The following is a 17,287-nucleotide window of genomic DNA, read 5'->3' as shown; positions in this document are numbered from 1 at the left end:
TTTTTCATAATGAGGAGAAGGATATTTGAACTAAAAATATCCTTACTGAAGTTAAGCGTTGATTTTCATTCTTTCATCTGCTAACATATTATCATATTAGCGAACTAAAGGATTCGGAATTTTCCTTCATAAGATAACAGCGGAGGTGCTCGGGTTGATGTTTATGTTTGAAAAACCGCACGGCATGAGAGATACACTGCCCGGTTTATACGAAACGAAAAAAAAGGTGAGACGATCGTTAACCGATTTGATTGATAAATGGGGATATCAATTTATGGAAACGCCGACACTGGAGTTTTACGATACCGTTGGCGTCCAGTCAGCAATTGAAGAGCAGCAGCTGTTTAAGCTACTTGATCAGGACGGCAAGACATTGGTGCTTCGCCCGGATATGACGGGGCCGATTGCAAGGGTAGCGGCATCGAAGCTTCTGAAACACGGTCATCCGCTAAGAGTCGGCTATGCGGCAAATGTATTCAGGGCTCAGGAGCGTGAAGGCGGACGTCCGGCTGAGTTCGAGCAGGTCGGAGTGGAGTTAATCGGTGACGGCACGACGAGCGCGGATGCGGAGGTCATTGCTTTAGTCGTCGGGGCATTAAAAAACGCTGGGCTGGCATCCTTTAAAATTGCCATCGGCCATGCCGGCATTGCGGATGCTTTGTTTGTTGAGGTGCTCGGAAACGTTGAACGAGCTGATGTGCTGCGGAGGTTCTTATATGAAAAGAACTACGTCGGCTACAGAGAGCATGTCAAGTCTCTCCCGCTTTCCTCCATTGATAAAAGCAGACTGCTTGAGCTCCTCGAATTGCGGGGCGGCATAGAAGTATGCGGACGTGCCGAGGAAATCGTCGATTCTGCGCAAGGAAAAAGCGTGGTTGATGAGCTGAAGGCGCTGTGGGGCATTCTTGAGGATTACGGATGTACGGAAAATGTCCGCCTGGATCTGAATATGGTCAGCCACATGAGCTATTACACAGGGATTTTATTTGAAGTGTTCGCCGAGAATGTCGGTTTTGTCATTGGAAGCGGCGGCCGTTACAACAAGCTGCTGGGCCATTTTGATTCACCTGCACCGGCAACAGGCTTCGGGCTTCGGATCGACCGGCTGATTGAAGCCCTTCATATGAAAGAAGAACCTTGTGATATAGACGCTGTTATTTTCAGCAAAGAGCAGCGGGCGCAAGCCATCGCTTATGCGAATGAAGAACGCATGAAAGGGAACAAAGTGGTTCTTCAAGATTTATCGGGAATAGAAAATATCGACCAGATGACAAAATCTTTTGTAAACGTCACTTATTTTATCGGTGCCAGAAAGGAAGAGCAAAATGGGTAAGTTACTCACAATGGCGATGCCAAAGGGCCGGATATTTGAAGAAGCGGCAGGGCTGCTGAGGCAGGCAGGCTACAGGCTCCCTGAGGAGTTTGAAGATTCGAGAAAACTGATCATCGATGTGCCGGAGGAAAATCTTCGTTTCATATTAGCGAAGCCGATGGACGTAACTACGTATGTGGAGCATGGCGTGGCAGACGTCGGAATTGCGGGCAAGGATGTCATGCTGGAGGAGGAACGCGACGTGTATGAGGTACTGGATTTAAAAATCAGCAAGTGCCACTTAGCTGTCGCCGGACTTCCGAATACAGACTGGAGCGGAGTAGCGCCAAGAATCGCGACAAAGTATCCGAATGTGGCTTCCAGTTATTTCAGAGAGCAGGGAGAACAAGTCGAGATTATTAAGCTCAACGGTTCAATTGAACTGGCTCCGCTCATTGGGCTTGCAGATCGGATAGTGGACATTGTTTCCACAGGACAGACGCTGAAAGAAAATGGGCTTGTTGAAACGGAGCACATTTGTGACATTACCTCTCGCTTTATTGTCAACCCGGTAAGCTATCGCATGAAAGACGATGTGATTGACGAAATGGCATCCCGCCTATCTCTCGTTGTGGAAGGAGAGACGGCAAAATGAAGATCAAAACCATCAGCGGAGCGGAACGGCTTTCTCTCAAGCGTTCCATCGATGCCGGAACGGAAGAGCAAAGAAAGACGGTCCGGTCCATTATAGAAGATGTTAAAGCAAACGGTGATCAGGCGGTTCGCAGCTACACGGCGAAATTTGACGGCATCGAAATAGACAGTCCGCTGGTCACAAAAGAAGAATTTGAGGAGGCATACACCTCACTGGATTCACGTCTTCTTCAGGTGATTAGGCAGGCAATCGAAAATATTAGGGAATATCACGAAAGACAGCTGCAATCCTCCTGGTTTTATCACAGAAAGGACGGCACAATGCTGGGGCAGAAAGTGACGGCGCTGGATTCCGCCGGTGTATATGTGCCGGGGGGAACGGCCGCATACCCTTCATCTGTTTTGATGAATGTGATTCCGGCGCTCGTAGCGGGCGTTGAAAGAATCGTTCTCGTCACGCCTCCGGAAAAAGACGGTCTGCTGTCTCCTGGAGTTTTGGTTGCTGCAGCCGAGCTGGGCATAAAAGATATTTACAAAATGGGCGGCGCTCAGGCGATTGCGGCGTTAGCATACGGAACAGAAACCATTGAACCGGTGGATAAAATCACGGGTCCGGGCAACATTTATGTCGCGCTTGCCAAACGAGAAGTGTTCGGCGATGTCGATATCGATATGATTGCCGGACCTAGTGAAATCGTCGTGCTGGCTGATGAAACAGCGATTCCGAGCGAAATTGCAGCCGATCTGCTGTCACAGGCGGAACACGATAAGCTCAGCTCATGTGTGTTTGTCACAGATTCCATGGCGCTGGCCGAGGCGGTTTCAGCCGAGGTGAGTAAGCAGCTGAAAACCTTGCCGCGAAGAGAAATAGCGGAAGCTTCAGTGAGAGATTACGGTTGTATATATGTGGCGGAAACAATGGTGGAAGCGATTAATACTGTCAATACACTCGCGCCAGAGCATTTAGAAATCATAACACAGTCTCCGGAAGCTTTGCTTGGCAGTATCAAACATGCGGGTGCAATTTTCTTAGGCAGATACAGCCCTGAGTCTGTCGGTGATTATTTTGCCGGACCGAACCATGTGCTTCCGACAAACGGAACAGCCAGATTTTCAAGTCCATTAAACGTAACTGATTTTCAAAAGAAATCGAGCATTATTTCTTACAGTCAATCAGCCTTTGAAGAACATGCCGAAAGCATCGCGGCTTTTGCCAGACTGGAAGGGTTAGAAGCCCATGCCAGATCAATTGAAGCAAGAGAACGGAGGATTTCTAAATGAGAAAAGCGGAACGCGTCAGGAAAACAAACGAAACAGATATTGAGCTGGCATTTACAATAGACGGCGGGGGACAAGCGGATATCAAAACAGATGTGCCGTTTATGACACATATGTTGGATTTATTCACGAAACACGGCCAATTCGATCTTTCCATTAACGCAAAAGGCGATGTTGATATAGATGATCACCACACGACTGAAGATATCGGCATCTGCTTAGGGCAGGCGCTGCTCGAAGCGTTGGGCGATAAAAAAGGAATCAAACGCTACGGATCGGCGTTTGTGCCGATGGATGAGGCACTTGCTCAAGTTGTGATTGATTTAAGCAACCGGCCGCACTTAGAAATGCGCGCTGATTTCCCGGCTGCTAAAGTCGGAACTTTCGATACGGAGCTTGTACATGAATTTTTGTGGAAGCTGGCGCTCGAAGCTCGAATGAACCTGCACGTCATCGTTCATTATGGCACAAACACCCACCACATGATTGAAGCCGTTTTTAAAGCACTGGGACGTGCGCTTGATGAAGCGACAACGATCGATCCGCGAGTTAAAGGAATACCGTCAACGAAAGGGATGCTGTAAATGATCGGCGTGATAGATTACGGAATGGGGAATTTATACAGTGTCTCAAAGGCGCTTGAACGTGTCGGCGTGCCGTATTTTATTTCTGAAAAGCCGGAGGAGCTGAAAGAAGCTGATGCCTTCATTTTGCCGGGAGTTGGTTCATTTGGAGACGCGATGGACAATTTGCGCTACACGAAGCTTGATCAATTGATTCACGATATGGTCTCAGAGGGAAGACTGCTTCTCGGGATCTGCCTCGGCATGCAGCTTTTATTTGAAGAAAGCGAAGAAAACGGCACCGCTTCAGGACTCGGGCTGTTAAAAGGAAAAGCAGTCAGGCTGAAAGCAGAAGATGAAAAAGGAAACAAGCTGAAGGTTCCGCATATGGGCTGGAACCTCCTTTCCTTTCATAACGAATCTCCGCTGCTGTCTGAAACAGAACAAGGCTACGCTTACTTCGTTCATTCCTATTACATTGACGGGATAGAGGAGAACGCGCTTCTGGCAAGCGCCGATTATGGTGTACGAGTGCCTGCTGTAGTCGGAAAAAGAAACGTCTTCGGCGCCCAATTTCATCCGGAAAAAAGCAGCACGGTCGGAATGTCTATTTTAACTCAATTTACGAAAATGGCAGCAGAACAGAAGGTGAAAAAATGAGTGCTTTTACATTATATCCGGCAATTGATATGAGAAACGGCAAATGTGTCCGCCTTGTTCAAGGGGATTATAATAAGGAAACGATATATGGCGATTCACCGTACGACATGGCTGAGTTATTTGCGAAAGAGGGTGCCGAATGGATCCATCTCGTTGATCTCGACGGGGCCAAAGAAGGGAAAAGAGTGAATGACCGCCATGTGATTGAGATTGCGCAAAAGCTGAACCTGAAAGTCGAAATCGGTGGCGGGATCCGTTCCGAAAAAGACGTCTATGAATATTTATCAGCAGGAGTCGATCGGGTGATCCTGGGAAGCTCAGCAGTTTCTAACCCTCCGTTTGTCAAAAAAATGCTGAAACAATATGGTGAGAAAATTGCAATCGGACTGGATGCGAGAAACGGTTTTGTTTCAACAGAGGGATGGCTTGAAACATCAACCCTTAAGGCAACTGAACTGGGCAAAGAGCTAGCCAATGAAGGTGCGGAAGTCTTTATTTTTACTGACATCGCGACAGATGGAATGCTGTCAGGCCCCAATGTTAAAAGCACGGTCGAGCTTGCTAAGGAAACGGGGAAATCGGTGATCGCTTCCGGCGGAGTCAGCTCCGTCGCGGATCTCGAAGCTCTCGCCCGCAATGAGGCGGACGGCGTCTCTGGAGCGATCATCGGAAAAGCGCTGTATACCAATCAGTTTACGCTGAGTGAGGCGCTTGAAAGGGTGAAGCGCAAATGATCACAAAACGGATTATCCCATGCCTTGATGTCAAAGAAGGACGCGTTGTCAAAGGAATTCAATTTCTCGAATTGAAGGATGCCGGTGACCCAGTTGAACTCGCCGAAGTGTACGACCGGGAAGGTGCGGATGAACTTGTTTTTCTTGATATCTCCGCCTCGCACGAAGGACGAAAGACGATGGTTGACGTTGTGGAGCAGGTTGCCGCGAAGCTTGCCATTCCGTTTACAGTCGGCGGCGGCATCAATCAGCTCAGCGATATGAAAACGATACTGCGTGCCGGAGCGGACAAAGTGTCGGTGAACACGGCAGCTGTTCTCCGCCCTGAGCTGATTACAGAAGGAGCCGAGTTTTTCGGTTCTCAATGCATCGTACTTGCCATTGATGCCAAGTATGACAAAGAATCTGACACATATAAGGTCTACACGCACGGCGGCAGAAAGAAAACAGATTGGGAGGTCACCGCGTGGGCAAAAGAAGGCGTCAAACGCGGGGCAGGAGAAATATTGCTGACAAGCATGGACTCCGACGGTGAGAAAAAAGGTTTCGACCACACGCTGACAAAGCTTGTTTCCGAAGCTGTCCCCGTCCCTGTTATCGCTTCAGGAGGCGCGGGAAACGCACAGCATATGCTTGAGGCTTTTACAAAAGGAGAAGCCGATGCCGCGCTGGCCGCCTCAATTTTTCATTATAAAGAAACATCGATTAAAGAAGTGAAATCATACTTGAAAGAGTACGGGGTGAATGTGAGATGAAACAGGCAGATGAACTGCGTTTTAACGAGGACGGATTAATTCCTGCTATCGTGCAGGATGCGGCAAGCAAAGAAGTGCTGACACTTGCGTATATGAACAAGGAATCGTACGAAAAAACGCTGGAAACGAAGGAAACATGGTTTTACAGCCGCTCACGCCAAGCGCTATGGCATAAAGGAGAAACCTCAGGGAACACGCAAGCCGTCAAAGGTATCCGGTATGACTGCGATCAAGACGCGCTGCTCGTACTCGTAGAACCGTCAGGCCCGGCATGCCACACTGGCAGCTACAGCTGTTTTACAAAGGAACAAACAGAAGAACAGGCCGCGGACCGATTCGGCATCATGAACGAACTGGAGCGGGTGATCGCGGAACGCCAAGCGGAAATGCCTGAAGGAGCTTACACCACGTACCTCTTCCGTGAAGGCGTCGATAAGATTTTGAAAAAAGTAGGAGAAGAAGCATCCGAAGTCATCATCGCCGCGAAAAACCGGGATCATGAGGAACTCAAATGGGAAGCGGCAGACCTGCTGTATCACCTGCTTGTCCTGCTCAGAGAACAATCCCTGCCGCTGGATGATGTGCTTGACGTATTGAAAAAACGCCATTCTGAGAAATAAAAGGATTGGAGCTGCTCATATGTCAGCTCCTTTTTTATGTATTTGTTTCAGCTGAACCATTTGTCTTGTCCTAATAGAAGAAATAAAAAAACCAATCGAATTTCCTATTTAACAAAAATTTCCCATGATGTAACATGACTTAGAATGAAAATCTCAAATGGATATCAGGTCTTTAGGATTATTTTATACAAACCGGTCAGGATAGTGAGGAAAAGACATAGTATGAAAAAGCGGCTGCTAATTATTCGAAAAATGAGGAGAGAATGGTGAACGAAAAAATTGATGAACTGAACAAAAGAGTTGGACGTTTAGAACAAGAACTGGAAAGTGTCAAAAGGGAGATCGCAAATCTCGCTGCTGGCAAGAAAGAACAAACAGTAGTCAAAACGGATGAGCACCCAAAAATCAACAAGGAAACCGAAGTTCCACAAAAGACGCCGGCTCCGCGAAAAGAGAACCGTACTTTAGAAAACATGGCGGGAAATTGGCTTCCGAAGATCTTTATTTTTGTTTTTCTTCTTGGTATGATTTGGGCATTTGTGGCAGCTGCAGAAAAAGGCTGGATCAACGCATATATGAGGGTAGGGGCAGGACTTATTGTCTCTATTGTGCTATATGTTCTCGGTAGCAGGTCACATAAGAAAAATGCCAGTGTATTGGGCAGTTCATTATTGGCGGGCAGTAATATTGTCTATATTGTTTCTTTGTTGCGGGTAACATGCTGTACCAGATTATACCGACGCCGCTTACAATGATCCTTCTTGCTGCAGGCGTTGCGGGCGGTGTGTACATATCAAGGAAATACCGATCACAAACACTGATTGCGATTATCGTCGCAGGTGTTTACTTGTATCCTTTTTTATTTGGCGGGAAACAAGGAAATGAATACATCTTTTATGTATATGAGTCATTGGTTTTCGCAGGCTTAATATATGAGACAGTTAAACAAAAGTACAGCGTAGCATGGAATATAGCTAACTATGCTTTCATATTAGCGATTTTTGCTTTCTTATCATTTACAGATGCGCAGGTGACGGGTTGGACACTTGCTGTATTTATCCTACAGCAGGCGATTACGATTCTATCAGCCTTACGATCGAACAGCCAATTTAAAAAAGCTGTCTATCTTACAGCTGTTACAATCGGAGCTCTTGTCGTTTTCATCACAGGGGTTGTCCTGTACATGAAAAACGATACAGTCTTATACGTCTTTTATACTGCTGCATTTGTGTTTTACCTGTTGTTAAGCTTATGGAAAAGTAAAGAATTTGCCGAAATCAAACATACGTTTTTTCTCATTTCTATGATTTATTTTAATGTATTGGCAGCGGATGCATTATCTGAAAATGTGATCTTGCTGTACATCATATTCACCTTACAAGGAATCATGATGTGTTACGTGTCATACCGCAAAAAAAGCTGGTTGATCGGCATTGCCGGAGTGATTGTATTATTACAGGCAGCCTGCGGCCTCATACAATACCCGGCACGTTCATTACACGTTCTCAGCATTGTCTCTTGGCTGCTGCTGATCAGCTCACTTTTTGGCGGCTATCTGTATTCGAAGAAAATACATTATAAACAAGTCACAACTGTTGTTTCGTCCGCTGTTTCATTACTGCTGCTTGTATTCTTCAGCAAATTATCCATATGGATGTCGGATAGGATTGACGGCGTATCAGTAAACGTAGGAGTATCCCTGTCATGGTTTATATTTGTCATTGTGATGTATGCTGTTTATTACGCAACCAAAGACAAGACATGGAACCGAATTGGGCTGATCTTTTTATTCATTACACTTGCCAAAATAATTTTAATAGATTCTGCTTCGATTGACATTGTTTGGAGAGCGGTCTTATTCATCTTGTTAGGAGTCATTGGCCTGTTTATATCCAGAGTATTTTATTCGAAAAGAGAGTAACAATCATGTCTGGTCAAGACTGCCGATAGAACGCGGCGGTCTTTTTTCAGTATGATTCTATATTGTAATACGGATAGAACTAAATAATCATGTTGTAACAATCTATCAGTTAAACGCGTGGAGGTTTGTCATGAAAAAAATCATCTTGCTTTGCTTCTGCTTATTACTTACTCTGACAGGCGGATGCAGTATGAACACCAATGAAAAAAACAACACAAAAGACAATAACACAGAAGCCTTAAAACCAAAAGATATGGATCCAAAAGACCTGCCGCAAGTTCTGGCATTTCAAGATGAGAAGACGAGAGAGTACATGGTGTCAACGAAGGAAGAGGAGCCGGGGTATTATTTGCTGGAGTCTAGGCTGAAAGGGTTTAGGATGTTGTTTCCGGAGGATGGCGAGTATCTTCCTAATTATTCCACATCAAATGGAAAGAATAGCGAATCGATAGGATTTCAAAGCTATAATGAAAAATCAAATATACTCTTAGATGCACAAATTAGCTACTATAACAAATCTTCTTTTATTAATAATCCAGAGACAATGTTGCGCCAAATTAGTAATGAGAATGGTTACAAAGGTGAATTTAAGAAAGAAAAAACTGACGGGAAAATAGTATATACTGCATCAAAAAAAAGCACTTTTAAAAACAGTGATCGTAAATACAATTATTCCTTTCGTTATTTTGGATATATAAAATCTAGTGATGAAGAGTACTTGGGAATAGTATATTCTTTTATAGTTCGTTGTAAAAAGGTTGATCAACCCTGTGCTTTGAATGGAGATCAAGCAAGAGAAAGAACTGATACTCTCATTCATTCTATTATCTTTTATAAGAAGAGGAGTAGAGATGGACAATAAGAATGTTTTCATGAACGAAAATATAAAGCTCTTTATAATTAACTCAGAGTATGACTATAAAGAAAAGTTTACACAGAATCACTTTTCAATTGGATCAGTAATATTGATTAGTTAAACCTATTGGAGGTTCGTCGTGAAAAAGACCATCTTGCTTTGCTTCAGCTTATTACTTGCCCTGACAGGCGGATGCAGTATGAGCGTCAGTGATAAATACACCACAAAATACAATAAAACAGAAGCCGTAAAACCAAAAGACATGGATCCAAAAGACCTGCCGCAGGTTCCGGCGTTTCAGGACGAGAAAACGAGAGAGTACATGGTGTCAACGAAAGAAGAGCAGCCGGGGTATTATTTGCTTGAATCTAAGCTGCAAGGGTTTAGGATGTTGTTTCCGGAGGATGCGGAGTATTCCGACTCAGAAACTTCAAAGACAAACGAGTCACTATTTTTTGATAGTTTTAATAAAAAAACGAATATAGTAATGAATGCTTCAGTTAAGTTTTATCAAAATGAATCGTTTATAAACGAACCGGAGAATATGTTGGATATTATTAGCGGTAAAAATGAATACAAAGGTGATTTTGAGAAATTAGAAACGAAGGATAAAGATATTTACTTTGCCTCAAGACAAGAAAACTTTGACAAAGAAGAGACACCATCTTATATCTTCCTTGGTTATATAAAATCGAAAAAACAAGATTATTTAGGGATGGAATATTCTTTTATGTTTAGCTGCTCCGCCAATGTAAATACATGTAAACAAAACCCGAAAGACAATGAAGAAAAAGTTAAAAAAATAATAAACTCTACTACCTTTGGCGAAATGTAAAGGAAAATACGAAGAAAGAGAGATATCTGCTCAAAGAAAAAGGCTTTTGATGATATAGAGGGAAAGAATAGTTTTTCTTATAGAGAATTAAGGGAAATAGAGTATTCGTTTCGATTCACCTACTATAAAGATGAAGAGGTTAAGTAAGAGCCGTATGATAAACGATTTTATGAAAAAAGAAATAGGTATTATGATGTGTTTGTGGTGTTTTGCTTGATTTGTTAGTGAAAGGAGATCAAAACCAAGTCGGATTTCCTATTTATCCAAATTCCACCATGATGTAACATAGAAAAGGATAAAATAATCACGTATTAACCAGGTCAATAGGATTATTTTCGGTATGAAAATAGAATTCTATTCTCACAAAACCCGTGGAGGTTCGTAATGAAAAAGATCATATGTATTTGCTTTAGCTTATTACTTGCCCTGACAGGAGGATGCAGTATGCAAGACAATGATAAAAACACCACAAATGACAATAAAACAGAAGCCGTAAAACCAAAAGACATGGATCCAAAAGACCTGCCGCAAGTTCCGGCGTTTCAAGATGAAAAAACGAGAGAGTACATGGTGTCAACGAAAGAAGAGGAGCCAGGGTATTATTTGCTTGAATCTAAGCTGAAAGGGTTTAGGATGTTGTTTCCGGAGGATGGGGAGTATGTACCTGATCTTTCAAGTAAAGGTGAAAATGAGGAAACAATAGTATTTGATAGTTTCAATAAAAAAACTAACATTCAATATGACGGGCAATTAGATTATCATCAAGAAAAAAGTTTTGCGAATGACAAGGATACAATGCTTGACATTGTAAGCGGCAGAAATAGCTATAAAGGAAAATACGAAGAAAGAGAGCTATCTGATAAAATTGTATATTCTGCTCAAAAGAAAAGCAGTTTTGATGATGTGGATGAAAAGAATAATTTTTCTTATAGATTTTTTGGTTATGTTAAATCTAAAAAAGAGGAATATTTAGGAATAGAGTATTCTTTTCGTTTTTCTTGCTATAAGGGTAAAGAGGTTTGTTCATTAAAGAAAGAAGAAGCAGAAAAAAAAGTTCGAAAAATAATTGATTCTATTACCTTTTTAAAAGTTAAAAAGGAGAAATAGAGAAAATGGAAAATAAGAATATATTTGAAAATGAAAATGTAAAGCTGCGTTTAATTGACTTGGAGTACGATTATAAAGAAAAATTTGCTTCTAATATTGAAAGTGAAATAAAGAGAGCTAAAACAGATTTTGAAGTCGAGGTGCGTCGAATATACAAAGAAGAAACACATCGAGATCTTCCAAAAAATCTGGAAATATACACATCTAATGAACTTATTAAAAAAAATTCGAAAATAGATACATCAATAAGAGAGTCCGGATATGATGGTACAGCTATTTATATTAAGGATGATAAACAACACGTTAATCAACTTCATATTATTTCAGAGGGGAGTGCTGATAACGAAGACTGGTCATACAATTTCTTTGGTCTCTTTTTAGGGATAGATGACAGCCAGTACCAAGCGACAAAAGAGTTTGTAAGAAATGCCAAAAGAGAAACAGAGAATTCTCATGATTTAAAGACCTTTGCTATGGGCCACTCACTGGCAAATAATAATCAGGTGATGGTTCAATTAATTGACGGAGAATTTGATGAGGTTTATGGGGTTAACGGAGCTCAAATAAGCGTTGACCACCTGCTAGCAACTGATTTGAATTTGAGAGATAGGCTAATGCATAAATTTCATATTAGACGCTTAAAAGATATAAATGATATCCCACCAGATAAGCTAAAAAAAGAAATCCAAAAATATTATGAAGACAAAGGCGTAACAGCAAACATCACCCAACGCATCTCAAAAGATGACCCGCTGTATGGAGTCAGCGGCAAGGCCGATTTCATTACATTCGGTGATGTGAAGATGGCAGATACAAATACAAGTGTAAAAGGCATCCGAAATATTATGGATGGGGTTCCTGACGAAGATGTGAGGTCAATTCAAAAATTCCTTCAAAAATATAAGGATGACTATGAAAAAGACGGCTTGAACGGTTTTATAAAGGCAGCCAGCGGGATAGACATAGACCTGATTGAAAAAGTGAAAAACACAGACGGCGCTTTAAAGAAAGTAAGTGTCCTATATGAGCATTTTGATGATGTTAAGCAAATGTATGGCCGAATAAAAGAGGAACTGCCGTCGTTTTTAGGTTTTCTTCATACCTTGTTGAGAAACAGCGGACCGGTCGTAGATCAGTTAGCTGAAAACGGTTATATTGATGAAACGCAAAAGAAAGTCATCAAAAAAGAATTAACGAATATTAATGCGAGTATGCGAGGCATAGAATCACGGTACGAACATTTCATTGACCATTTAAAGCATGGCCAATTTATGCAAGCTTTAAAAGACGTTGGTGAAATAGTGGACTATGTAAAATCAATTCTGTCCTCATTGAAAACACTCGACACAGAAACAAAAGACGCACTAAAACTTATCGTCGACGGCCACAGTATCGTTCAAATGCTCAACGCCTTGTCAAAGGAAAAAGGCTTCAGCTATAAAGGCTCCGATATTTATTTTACAGGGAAGAGCGGCTCGGGAGAAACGATTCAAGTCAATCTCTCATCCGCTGTCAGAATCTATCAAAACGGTATGAAAATCGTTGAAGATATGGAAGATGCGATTTCTAAGTACCAGAAGGTTTACAGTCAGGAAATCGATGAAGACTTCATAGACAAAAAGCAGGCGATCATCACGGCTATTCATCATATGGAAGAAAACCCTTCGCATTATGCCTTCGATCTTCAATTCCGGCTTGCAGCTGGTTTCAGCCACACATTCGATAAATTGGAGAAAATCTCAGTTCATGAATCATTCCACACAGGTGCGCTTCCTGCTAATGATGGAATTGTTGCTGAATTAAAAAAACAGACAACAGAAAAAAGAGATTTTATCAAAAATATCCGCGAGAGTATTGAAAAGCTGTTTGAAAAAGAAGAAATGATTTCTCAGTTATTTGATTTTCAGCCTTAGGAGGAATATGAAGAGTGACTTCCTTATTTTCAGAAAGTGAAACAGAAATTGTATCAACGACCTATATGTTTCTTACCCAAGATGAAATGAAGGGGAAAGCGGGCACCCTCAATCAACCGATCAACGACTTTCTCAGCCTGACAAAGAAATTTGAGTCTTCATTAAAAGAGGAAATCAAAGGGCAAAAAGGGTTGATTGTAAAAAAAATAAAAAAAGAGCTTGAGTCTAATAGCGAAAAACGAAAAGCTGCCCTTGAGATGATAAAAGAAGAACATACCGCAAAAGTTGATCGGTACAAAATGATAATAGAAGACCTGCGGCAGCAGGATGTAACATTGACTTACAGAAAAAAGAAGCCAGTGCTCTAACATAAAAAATCTCCTATTCAAACAATGAGTGGGAGATTTTTATTTTGATCACGGCAAAAATATACTGAAAAAGTCTTTCTCCATTGATATGATTGAGAAAGAGTAAAAATCATCCTTTTGCTATGACTTTTCACCTTTCTGAACGCTGAAACAGGAGGAAAATATATGCCAACCAAGAAACAAAAATCTAAAAGTAAATTGAAACCCTTTTTTGCCTTAGTAAGACGGACCAATCCTTCTTATGGAAAGCTCGCCTTTGCGCTTGCCCTCAGTGTAGTAACCACGCTGGTCAGCCTGCTCATTCCATTATTAACGAAGCAGCTTGTCGATGGTTTTTCTATGTCAAATCTGTCAGGCACGCAAATCGGTTTGATCGTGCTTGTGTTTTTCGTTCAGGCGGGTTTAAGCGCTTATGCCACCTATGCGCTTAACTATAATGGACAAAAAATCATTTCCGGGCTGCGGGAGTTATTATGGAAGAAATTAATTAAGCTTCCTGTCTCTTATTTCGATACAAATGCTTCCGGAGAAACAGTAAGCCGTGTAACGAACGATACGATGGTGGTCAAAGAATTGATTACAACCCATATCAGCGGATTTATTACAGGCATCATTTCTGTCATTGGATCATTGACAATCTTGTTTATTATGAACTGGAAGCTGACACTGCTTGTGTTAGTGGTTGTTCCGCTGGCCGCTCTTATCTTGGTGCCGATTGGACGGAAAATGTTCTCCATTTCACGGGAAACGCAAGATGAAACAGCCCGTTTTACAGGCCTGCTGAATCAAATTCTCCCGGAAATCAGACTTGTCAAAGCTTCAAATGCGGAGGATGTCGAATATGGGCGCGGGAAGATGGGGATTTCCTCATTATTTAAGCTTGGCGTTCGTGAAGCCAAGGTTCAATCGCTTGTCGGCCCGCTTATCTCACTCGTGCTAATGGCAGCGCTTGTCGCAGTGATCGGATATGGCGGCATGCAGGTATCTTCAGGCGAACTCACGGCCGGAGCGCTCGTGGCTTTTATTTTATATTTGTTTCAAATTATTATGCCGATGGGCCAGATTACAACGTTTTTCACACAGCTGCAAAAATCAATCGGTGCAACAGAACGAATGATTGAGATTTTGGCAGAGGAAGAGGAAGATACAGTGACAGGAAAACAAATTGAAAATGCACATCTGCCTATCCAGCTTGATCGCGTGTCTTTTGGATATAAGCCTGATCAGCTGATCTTAAAAGAGGTCAGCGCCGTCATTGAAGCAGGGAAAGTGACAGCGATCGTCGGTCCGAGCGGCGGGGGAAAAACGACGCTGTTTAAGCTGCTTGAACGCTTTTATTCTCCGACTGCAGGGACCATTCGGCTGGGGGACGAGCCGGTCGATACTTACTCGCTTGAATCGTGGAGGGAGCATATCGGGTATGTATCACAGGAAAGCCCGTTAATGTCCGGGACAATCAGAGAAAATATTTGCTACGGGTTAGAACGAGATGTGACGGATGCTGAGATCGAAAAAGCAGCGGAGATGGCATATGCGCTCAATTTTATAAAGGAGCTGCCGAATCAGTTTGATACAGAAGTGGGCGAACGCGGCATTATGTTGTCAGGCGGACAAAGGCAAAGAATCGCGATTGCGAGAGCGCTTCTCCGTAACCCAAGCATTCTTATGCTCGATGAAGCTACCTCAAGTCTCGACAGCCAATCTGAAAAATCAGTTCAGCAGGCGCTGGAGGTGCTGATGGAGGGCCGCACAACGATTGTTATCGCTCACCGCCTATCTACCGTTGTAGATGCGGACCAGCTTTTGTTTGTTGAAAAAGGGGAAATTACCGGTCGTGGAACACACCATGAGTTAATGGCTTCCCATGGTCTTTATAGGGATTTTGCTGAACAGCAGCTGAAAATGAATGCAGACTTAGAAAACAAAGCCGGGTAAATTTTGGTCGAATCAGCCAATAAAAAAGAGGAGGGATTTTCCCAATCCTTCCTTTTGAACTATTGAGGGGCTTACGATTTATGGTATACTACTGACGGTAATATTGTATAAAACGGAGGGTAGTTGTGGGAAAACACACTTCTGAACATAAAAATCACGCACAAATTGTCCAGCTGCTTCAAGATGGACAATATTTTTTTCATAAAGGCTTGAAAGCGTATAAAGAGCGCAATCTAAAACGGGCAAGCAAACTGATTCAGCGCGCGGTTCATTTGGAGCCGGAGGATTCAGAGATGCTTTCACAGCTTGCGGTCATTTATTCGGAAATGGGCCAGTATCAAGAGTCGAACGATCTTCTTGACTATATCATGGCAAATCTGGAGGCCGAAATGCCGGAGTGCCATTACTTTAAAGCGAATAACTTTGCCCATCTGGGGCTCTTCCAGGAAGCTTATAAAGAAGCGGCCGCTTATTCTGATGCGGACCCGGATGGTGAATTCGCCGAAGAAAACGATAGTCTGCTTGATTTGCTCGATTTAGGAGACGACGGCATTGAGGATTCGTTGTATGATCAGGATGAACTGCTGGTGAAACAGGATCGGGCAAAGTCATTGCTGGAAAGCGGCCAGCTTGCTGAAGCGGTTGCGGCGCTTGAGGAAATCACAGCTGAATATCCGGAGCTTTGGTCAGCATACAACAATCTCGCGCTTGCCTATTTCTATTCAGGAAACGTTGTAAAAGCGAAGCAAACCGCTTATGAAGTGCTTTCTCATAATGAAGGAAATCTTCACGCCTTATGCAATCTTCTCGTTTTCTACTATTATGAAAGAGAAGACGAAAAAGTGGCGGAATTGAGTGATCAGCTCTCCAATGTCTATCCGATGCTATTGGAGCAGCGTTATAAATTGGGTGCTACCTTGGCACTTGTCGGCCGCTACGAGATCGGATATAAATGGCTCAAATCATTATATAAAACCGGCTTTGAAGGTGACGACACCTTCTTTTACTGGCTTTCCTGCTCTGCTTATTTTACGGGACATACCGACTTTGCCGAGACGATCTGGAGAAAAGTCGAGTCGCAATATCCCGGCGAAGACCGCCCGGCGCCTTGGATTGAGCGGAGGGAAGCTCTTCCTTCATCTGTGGAACAGCGTCTCGCAGCCTATTATATCAGCAGCACAAAGGGAGAAACGGAGCATCTTGAAGCGGTGATACGCTCAAAGAGAATTACCGCTCCTTTTGAAAATCATTTTGTAAAGCTGCTTCTGAATGGAGATTCTGCTGCTGCTGACGTTTCAGAGGATGCACTTTTCGCTTATCAAACGGTCAAATTATTAGAGCAAGCTGAAAAAGAAGAGATGAAAACAGAAGTCATGAGCTGCTGGGTTTTCCATGTCATCCAGCAAATTCGTGCAGCCGCTCCGTTGAAGAATGAGAAAGGCTGGGCAGCAGCCATCTGTTATATTTGGAAGGAAGCCCATGGCAAGCAAGACACGAAAAAAGACACAGCGACCCGATTCGGCATCTCTCCGGCAACTTTGACGAAATATATGAAATATATTGATGATATTCTAGAATAGTAAATTTTAAAGAGTCGATTTATTTAATCGACTCTTTTTTTGTTAGATAGATTATATTGAGAAAATAATATCGACAGTTTTTTTGCACGCTTAAGAAAAATGACAAATGATGTGTGACTTGACATCTGTTTGAAACATAAATGTAATAAAATTTATCGCTAATTTGTCGAAACTTGATGGTATAATGATTCTCGTA

Annotated in this window: 17 protein-coding genes; all 17 read left to right on the top strand. The window is 42.7% G+C overall.

Annotated features, from left to right (window positions below):
• The first annotated feature begins 157 nt into the window (after nt 1-157).
• The 17 genes from NST79_RS18195 to NST79_RS18115 all read left to right on the top strand — a co-directional run bounded on the left by NST79_RS18195 (nt 158) and on the right by NST79_RS18115 (nt 17,091).
• Nucleotides 158-1,333, top strand: coding sequence for an ATP phosphoribosyltransferase regulatory subunit (locus tag NST79_RS18195; protein WP_003228111.1), 1,176 nt, complete (start codon nt 158-160; stop codon nt 1,331-1,333).
• Entirely contained in the window at nt 1,326-1,967 is a 642-nt protein-coding gene (gene hisG / locus NST79_RS18190; RefSeq protein WP_015251138.1) for an ATP phosphoribosyltransferase, read from the top strand. The genes NST79_RS18195 and hisG overlap by 8 nt, the downstream gene beginning before the upstream one ends.
• Nucleotides 1,964-3,247, top strand: coding sequence for a histidinol dehydrogenase (gene hisD / locus NST79_RS18185; RefSeq protein WP_212059086.1), 1,284 nt, complete (start codon nt 1,964-1,966; stop codon nt 3,245-3,247). Before hisG ends, hisD begins: the two co-directional genes overlap by 4 nt.
• The gene (hisB, locus tag NST79_RS18180; RefSeq protein WP_003243389.1) at nt 3,244-3,828 is read left to right on the top strand and encodes an imidazoleglycerol-phosphate dehydratase HisB; all 585 of its coding nucleotides are present in this window, start codon (nt 3,244-3,246) and stop codon (nt 3,826-3,828) included. Before hisD ends, hisB begins: the two co-directional genes overlap by 4 nt.
• Nucleotides 3,829-4,467: an imidazole glycerol phosphate synthase subunit HisH gene (hisH, locus tag NST79_RS18175; protein ID WP_212059085.1), complete on the top strand. Its 639-nt coding sequence runs from the start codon at nt 3,829-3,831 to the stop codon at nt 4,465-4,467.
• The gene (gene hisA / locus NST79_RS18170; RefSeq protein ID WP_015251141.1) at nt 4,464-5,201 is read left to right on the top strand and encodes a 1-(5-phosphoribosyl)-5-[(5-phosphoribosylamino)methylideneamino]imidazole-4-carboxamide isomerase; all 738 of its coding nucleotides are present in this window, start codon (nt 4,464-4,466) and stop codon (nt 5,199-5,201) included. The genes hisH and hisA overlap by 4 nt, the downstream gene beginning before the upstream one ends.
• The gene (hisF, locus tag NST79_RS18165) at nt 5,198-5,956 is read left to right on the top strand and encodes an imidazole glycerol phosphate synthase subunit HisF (protein WP_003244585.1); all 759 of its coding nucleotides are present in this window, start codon (nt 5,198-5,200) and stop codon (nt 5,954-5,956) included. The genes hisA and hisF overlap by 4 nt, the downstream gene beginning before the upstream one ends.
• A complete protein-coding gene (gene hisIE, locus NST79_RS18160) occupies nt 5,953-6,576 on the top strand; it encodes a bifunctional phosphoribosyl-AMP cyclohydrolase/phosphoribosyl-ATP diphosphatase HisIE (protein ID WP_212059084.1) in 624 nt (207 codons plus the stop codon). The genes hisF and hisIE overlap by 4 nt, the downstream gene beginning before the upstream one ends.
• Nucleotides 6,577-6,842: 266 nt before the next feature.
• Nucleotides 6,843-7,331: a DUF2339 domain-containing protein gene (locus NST79_RS18155; RefSeq protein WP_250629441.1), complete on the top strand. Its 489-nt coding sequence runs from the start codon at nt 6,843-6,845 to the stop codon at nt 7,329-7,331.
• Entirely contained in the window at nt 7,295-8,497 is a 1,203-nt protein-coding gene (locus NST79_RS18150; RefSeq protein WP_250629440.1) for a DUF2339 domain-containing protein, read from the top strand. Before NST79_RS18155 ends, NST79_RS18150 begins: the two co-directional genes overlap by 37 nt.
• Nucleotides 8,498-8,627: 130 nt before the next feature.
• Nucleotides 8,628-9,359: a lipoprotein YvcA gene (locus tag NST79_RS18145; protein ID WP_131228147.1), complete on the top strand. Its 732-nt coding sequence runs from the start codon at nt 8,628-8,630 to the stop codon at nt 9,357-9,359.
• A gap of 133 nt (nt 9,360-9,492) precedes the next feature.
• On the top strand, nt 9,493-10,188 hold the full coding sequence (locus NST79_RS18140) for a lipoprotein YvcA (protein WP_339225779.1): 696 nt from the start codon (nt 9,493-9,495) through the stop codon (nt 10,186-10,188).
• 384 nt (nt 10,189-10,572) lie between these two features.
• Nucleotides 10,573-11,295 carry a lipoprotein YvcA gene (locus tag NST79_RS18135; protein WP_116315812.1) on the top strand — a complete coding sequence of 241 codons (723 nt, stop codon included), beginning with the start codon at nt 10,573-10,575 and terminating at the stop codon, nt 11,293-11,295.
• A gap of 5 nt (nt 11,296-11,300) precedes the next feature.
• The gene (locus NST79_RS18130; protein ID WP_131228145.1) at nt 11,301-13,208 is read left to right on the top strand and encodes a DUF6792 domain-containing protein; all 1,908 of its coding nucleotides are present in this window, start codon (nt 11,301-11,303) and stop codon (nt 13,206-13,208) included.
• 14 nt (nt 13,209-13,222) lie between these two features.
• Nucleotides 13,223-13,576 carry a hypothetical protein gene (locus NST79_RS18125; protein ID WP_014481007.1) on the top strand — a complete coding sequence of 118 codons (354 nt, stop codon included), beginning with the start codon at nt 13,223-13,225 and terminating at the stop codon, nt 13,574-13,576.
• Between the two features lie 165 nt (nt 13,577-13,741).
• Nucleotides 13,742-15,511 carry a multidrug resistance ABC transporter ATP-binding protein/permease BmrA gene (bmrA, locus tag NST79_RS18120; RefSeq protein WP_181217468.1) on the top strand — a complete coding sequence of 590 codons (1,770 nt, stop codon included), beginning with the start codon at nt 13,742-13,744 and terminating at the stop codon, nt 15,509-15,511.
• Between the two features lie 125 nt (nt 15,512-15,636).
• Nucleotides 15,637-17,091 carry a tetratricopeptide repeat protein gene (locus tag NST79_RS18115; RefSeq protein WP_212060921.1) on the top strand — a complete coding sequence of 485 codons (1,455 nt, stop codon included), beginning with the start codon at nt 15,637-15,639 and terminating at the stop codon, nt 17,089-17,091.
• Nucleotides 17,092-17,287: the final 196 nt, after the last annotated feature.

Source organism: Bacillus sp. PS196, assembly GCF_037963555.1.
In the GTDB taxonomy this organism is placed as follows: Bacteria; Bacillota; Bacilli; order Bacillales; family Bacillaceae; genus Bacillus; species Bacillus subtilis.
The sequence above is the reverse complement of the archived record's forward strand: the minus strand, read 5'-3'. Positions and strand labels throughout refer to the sequence as shown.

What these genes read in the sequence shown, in the direction of transcription:
- NST79_RS18195 (WP_003228111.1), top strand. Translation starts at nt 158, where the DNA reads ATGTTTATGTTTGAAAAACCGCACGGCATGAGAGATACACTGCCCGGT.
- hisG (WP_015251138.1), top strand. Translation starts at nt 1,326, where the DNA reads ATGGGTAAGTTACTCACAATGGCGATGCCAAAGGGCCGGATATTTGAA.
- NST79_RS18130 (WP_131228145.1), top strand. Translation starts at nt 11,301, where the DNA reads ATGGAAAATAAGAATATATTTGAAAATGAAAATGTAAAGCTGCGTTTA.
- hisH (WP_212059085.1), top strand. Translation starts at nt 3,829, where the DNA reads ATGATCGGCGTGATAGATTACGGAATGGGGAATTTATACAGTGTCTCA.
- hisB (WP_003243389.1), top strand. Translation starts at nt 3,244, where the DNA reads ATGAGAAAAGCGGAACGCGTCAGGAAAACAAACGAAACAGATATTGAG.
- hisA (WP_015251141.1), top strand. Translation starts at nt 4,464, where the DNA reads ATGAGTGCTTTTACATTATATCCGGCAATTGATATGAGAAACGGCAAA.
- hisF (WP_003244585.1), top strand. Translation starts at nt 5,198, where the DNA reads ATGATCACAAAACGGATTATCCCATGCCTTGATGTCAAAGAAGGACGC.
- NST79_RS18150 (WP_250629440.1), top strand. Translation starts at nt 7,295, where the DNA reads ATGCTGTACCAGATTATACCGACGCCGCTTACAATGATCCTTCTTGCT.
- NST79_RS18145 (WP_131228147.1), top strand. Translation starts at nt 8,628, where the DNA reads ATGAAAAAAATCATCTTGCTTTGCTTCTGCTTATTACTTACTCTGACA.
- bmrA (WP_181217468.1), top strand. Translation starts at nt 13,742, where the DNA reads ATGCCAACCAAGAAACAAAAATCTAAAAGTAAATTGAAACCCTTTTTT.
- hisIE (WP_212059084.1), top strand. Translation starts at nt 5,953, where the DNA reads ATGAAACAGGCAGATGAACTGCGTTTTAACGAGGACGGATTAATTCCT.
- hisD (WP_212059086.1), top strand. Translation starts at nt 1,964, where the DNA reads ATGAAGATCAAAACCATCAGCGGAGCGGAACGGCTTTCTCTCAAGCGT.
- NST79_RS18135 (WP_116315812.1), top strand. Translation starts at nt 10,573, where the DNA reads ATGAAAAAGATCATATGTATTTGCTTTAGCTTATTACTTGCCCTGACA.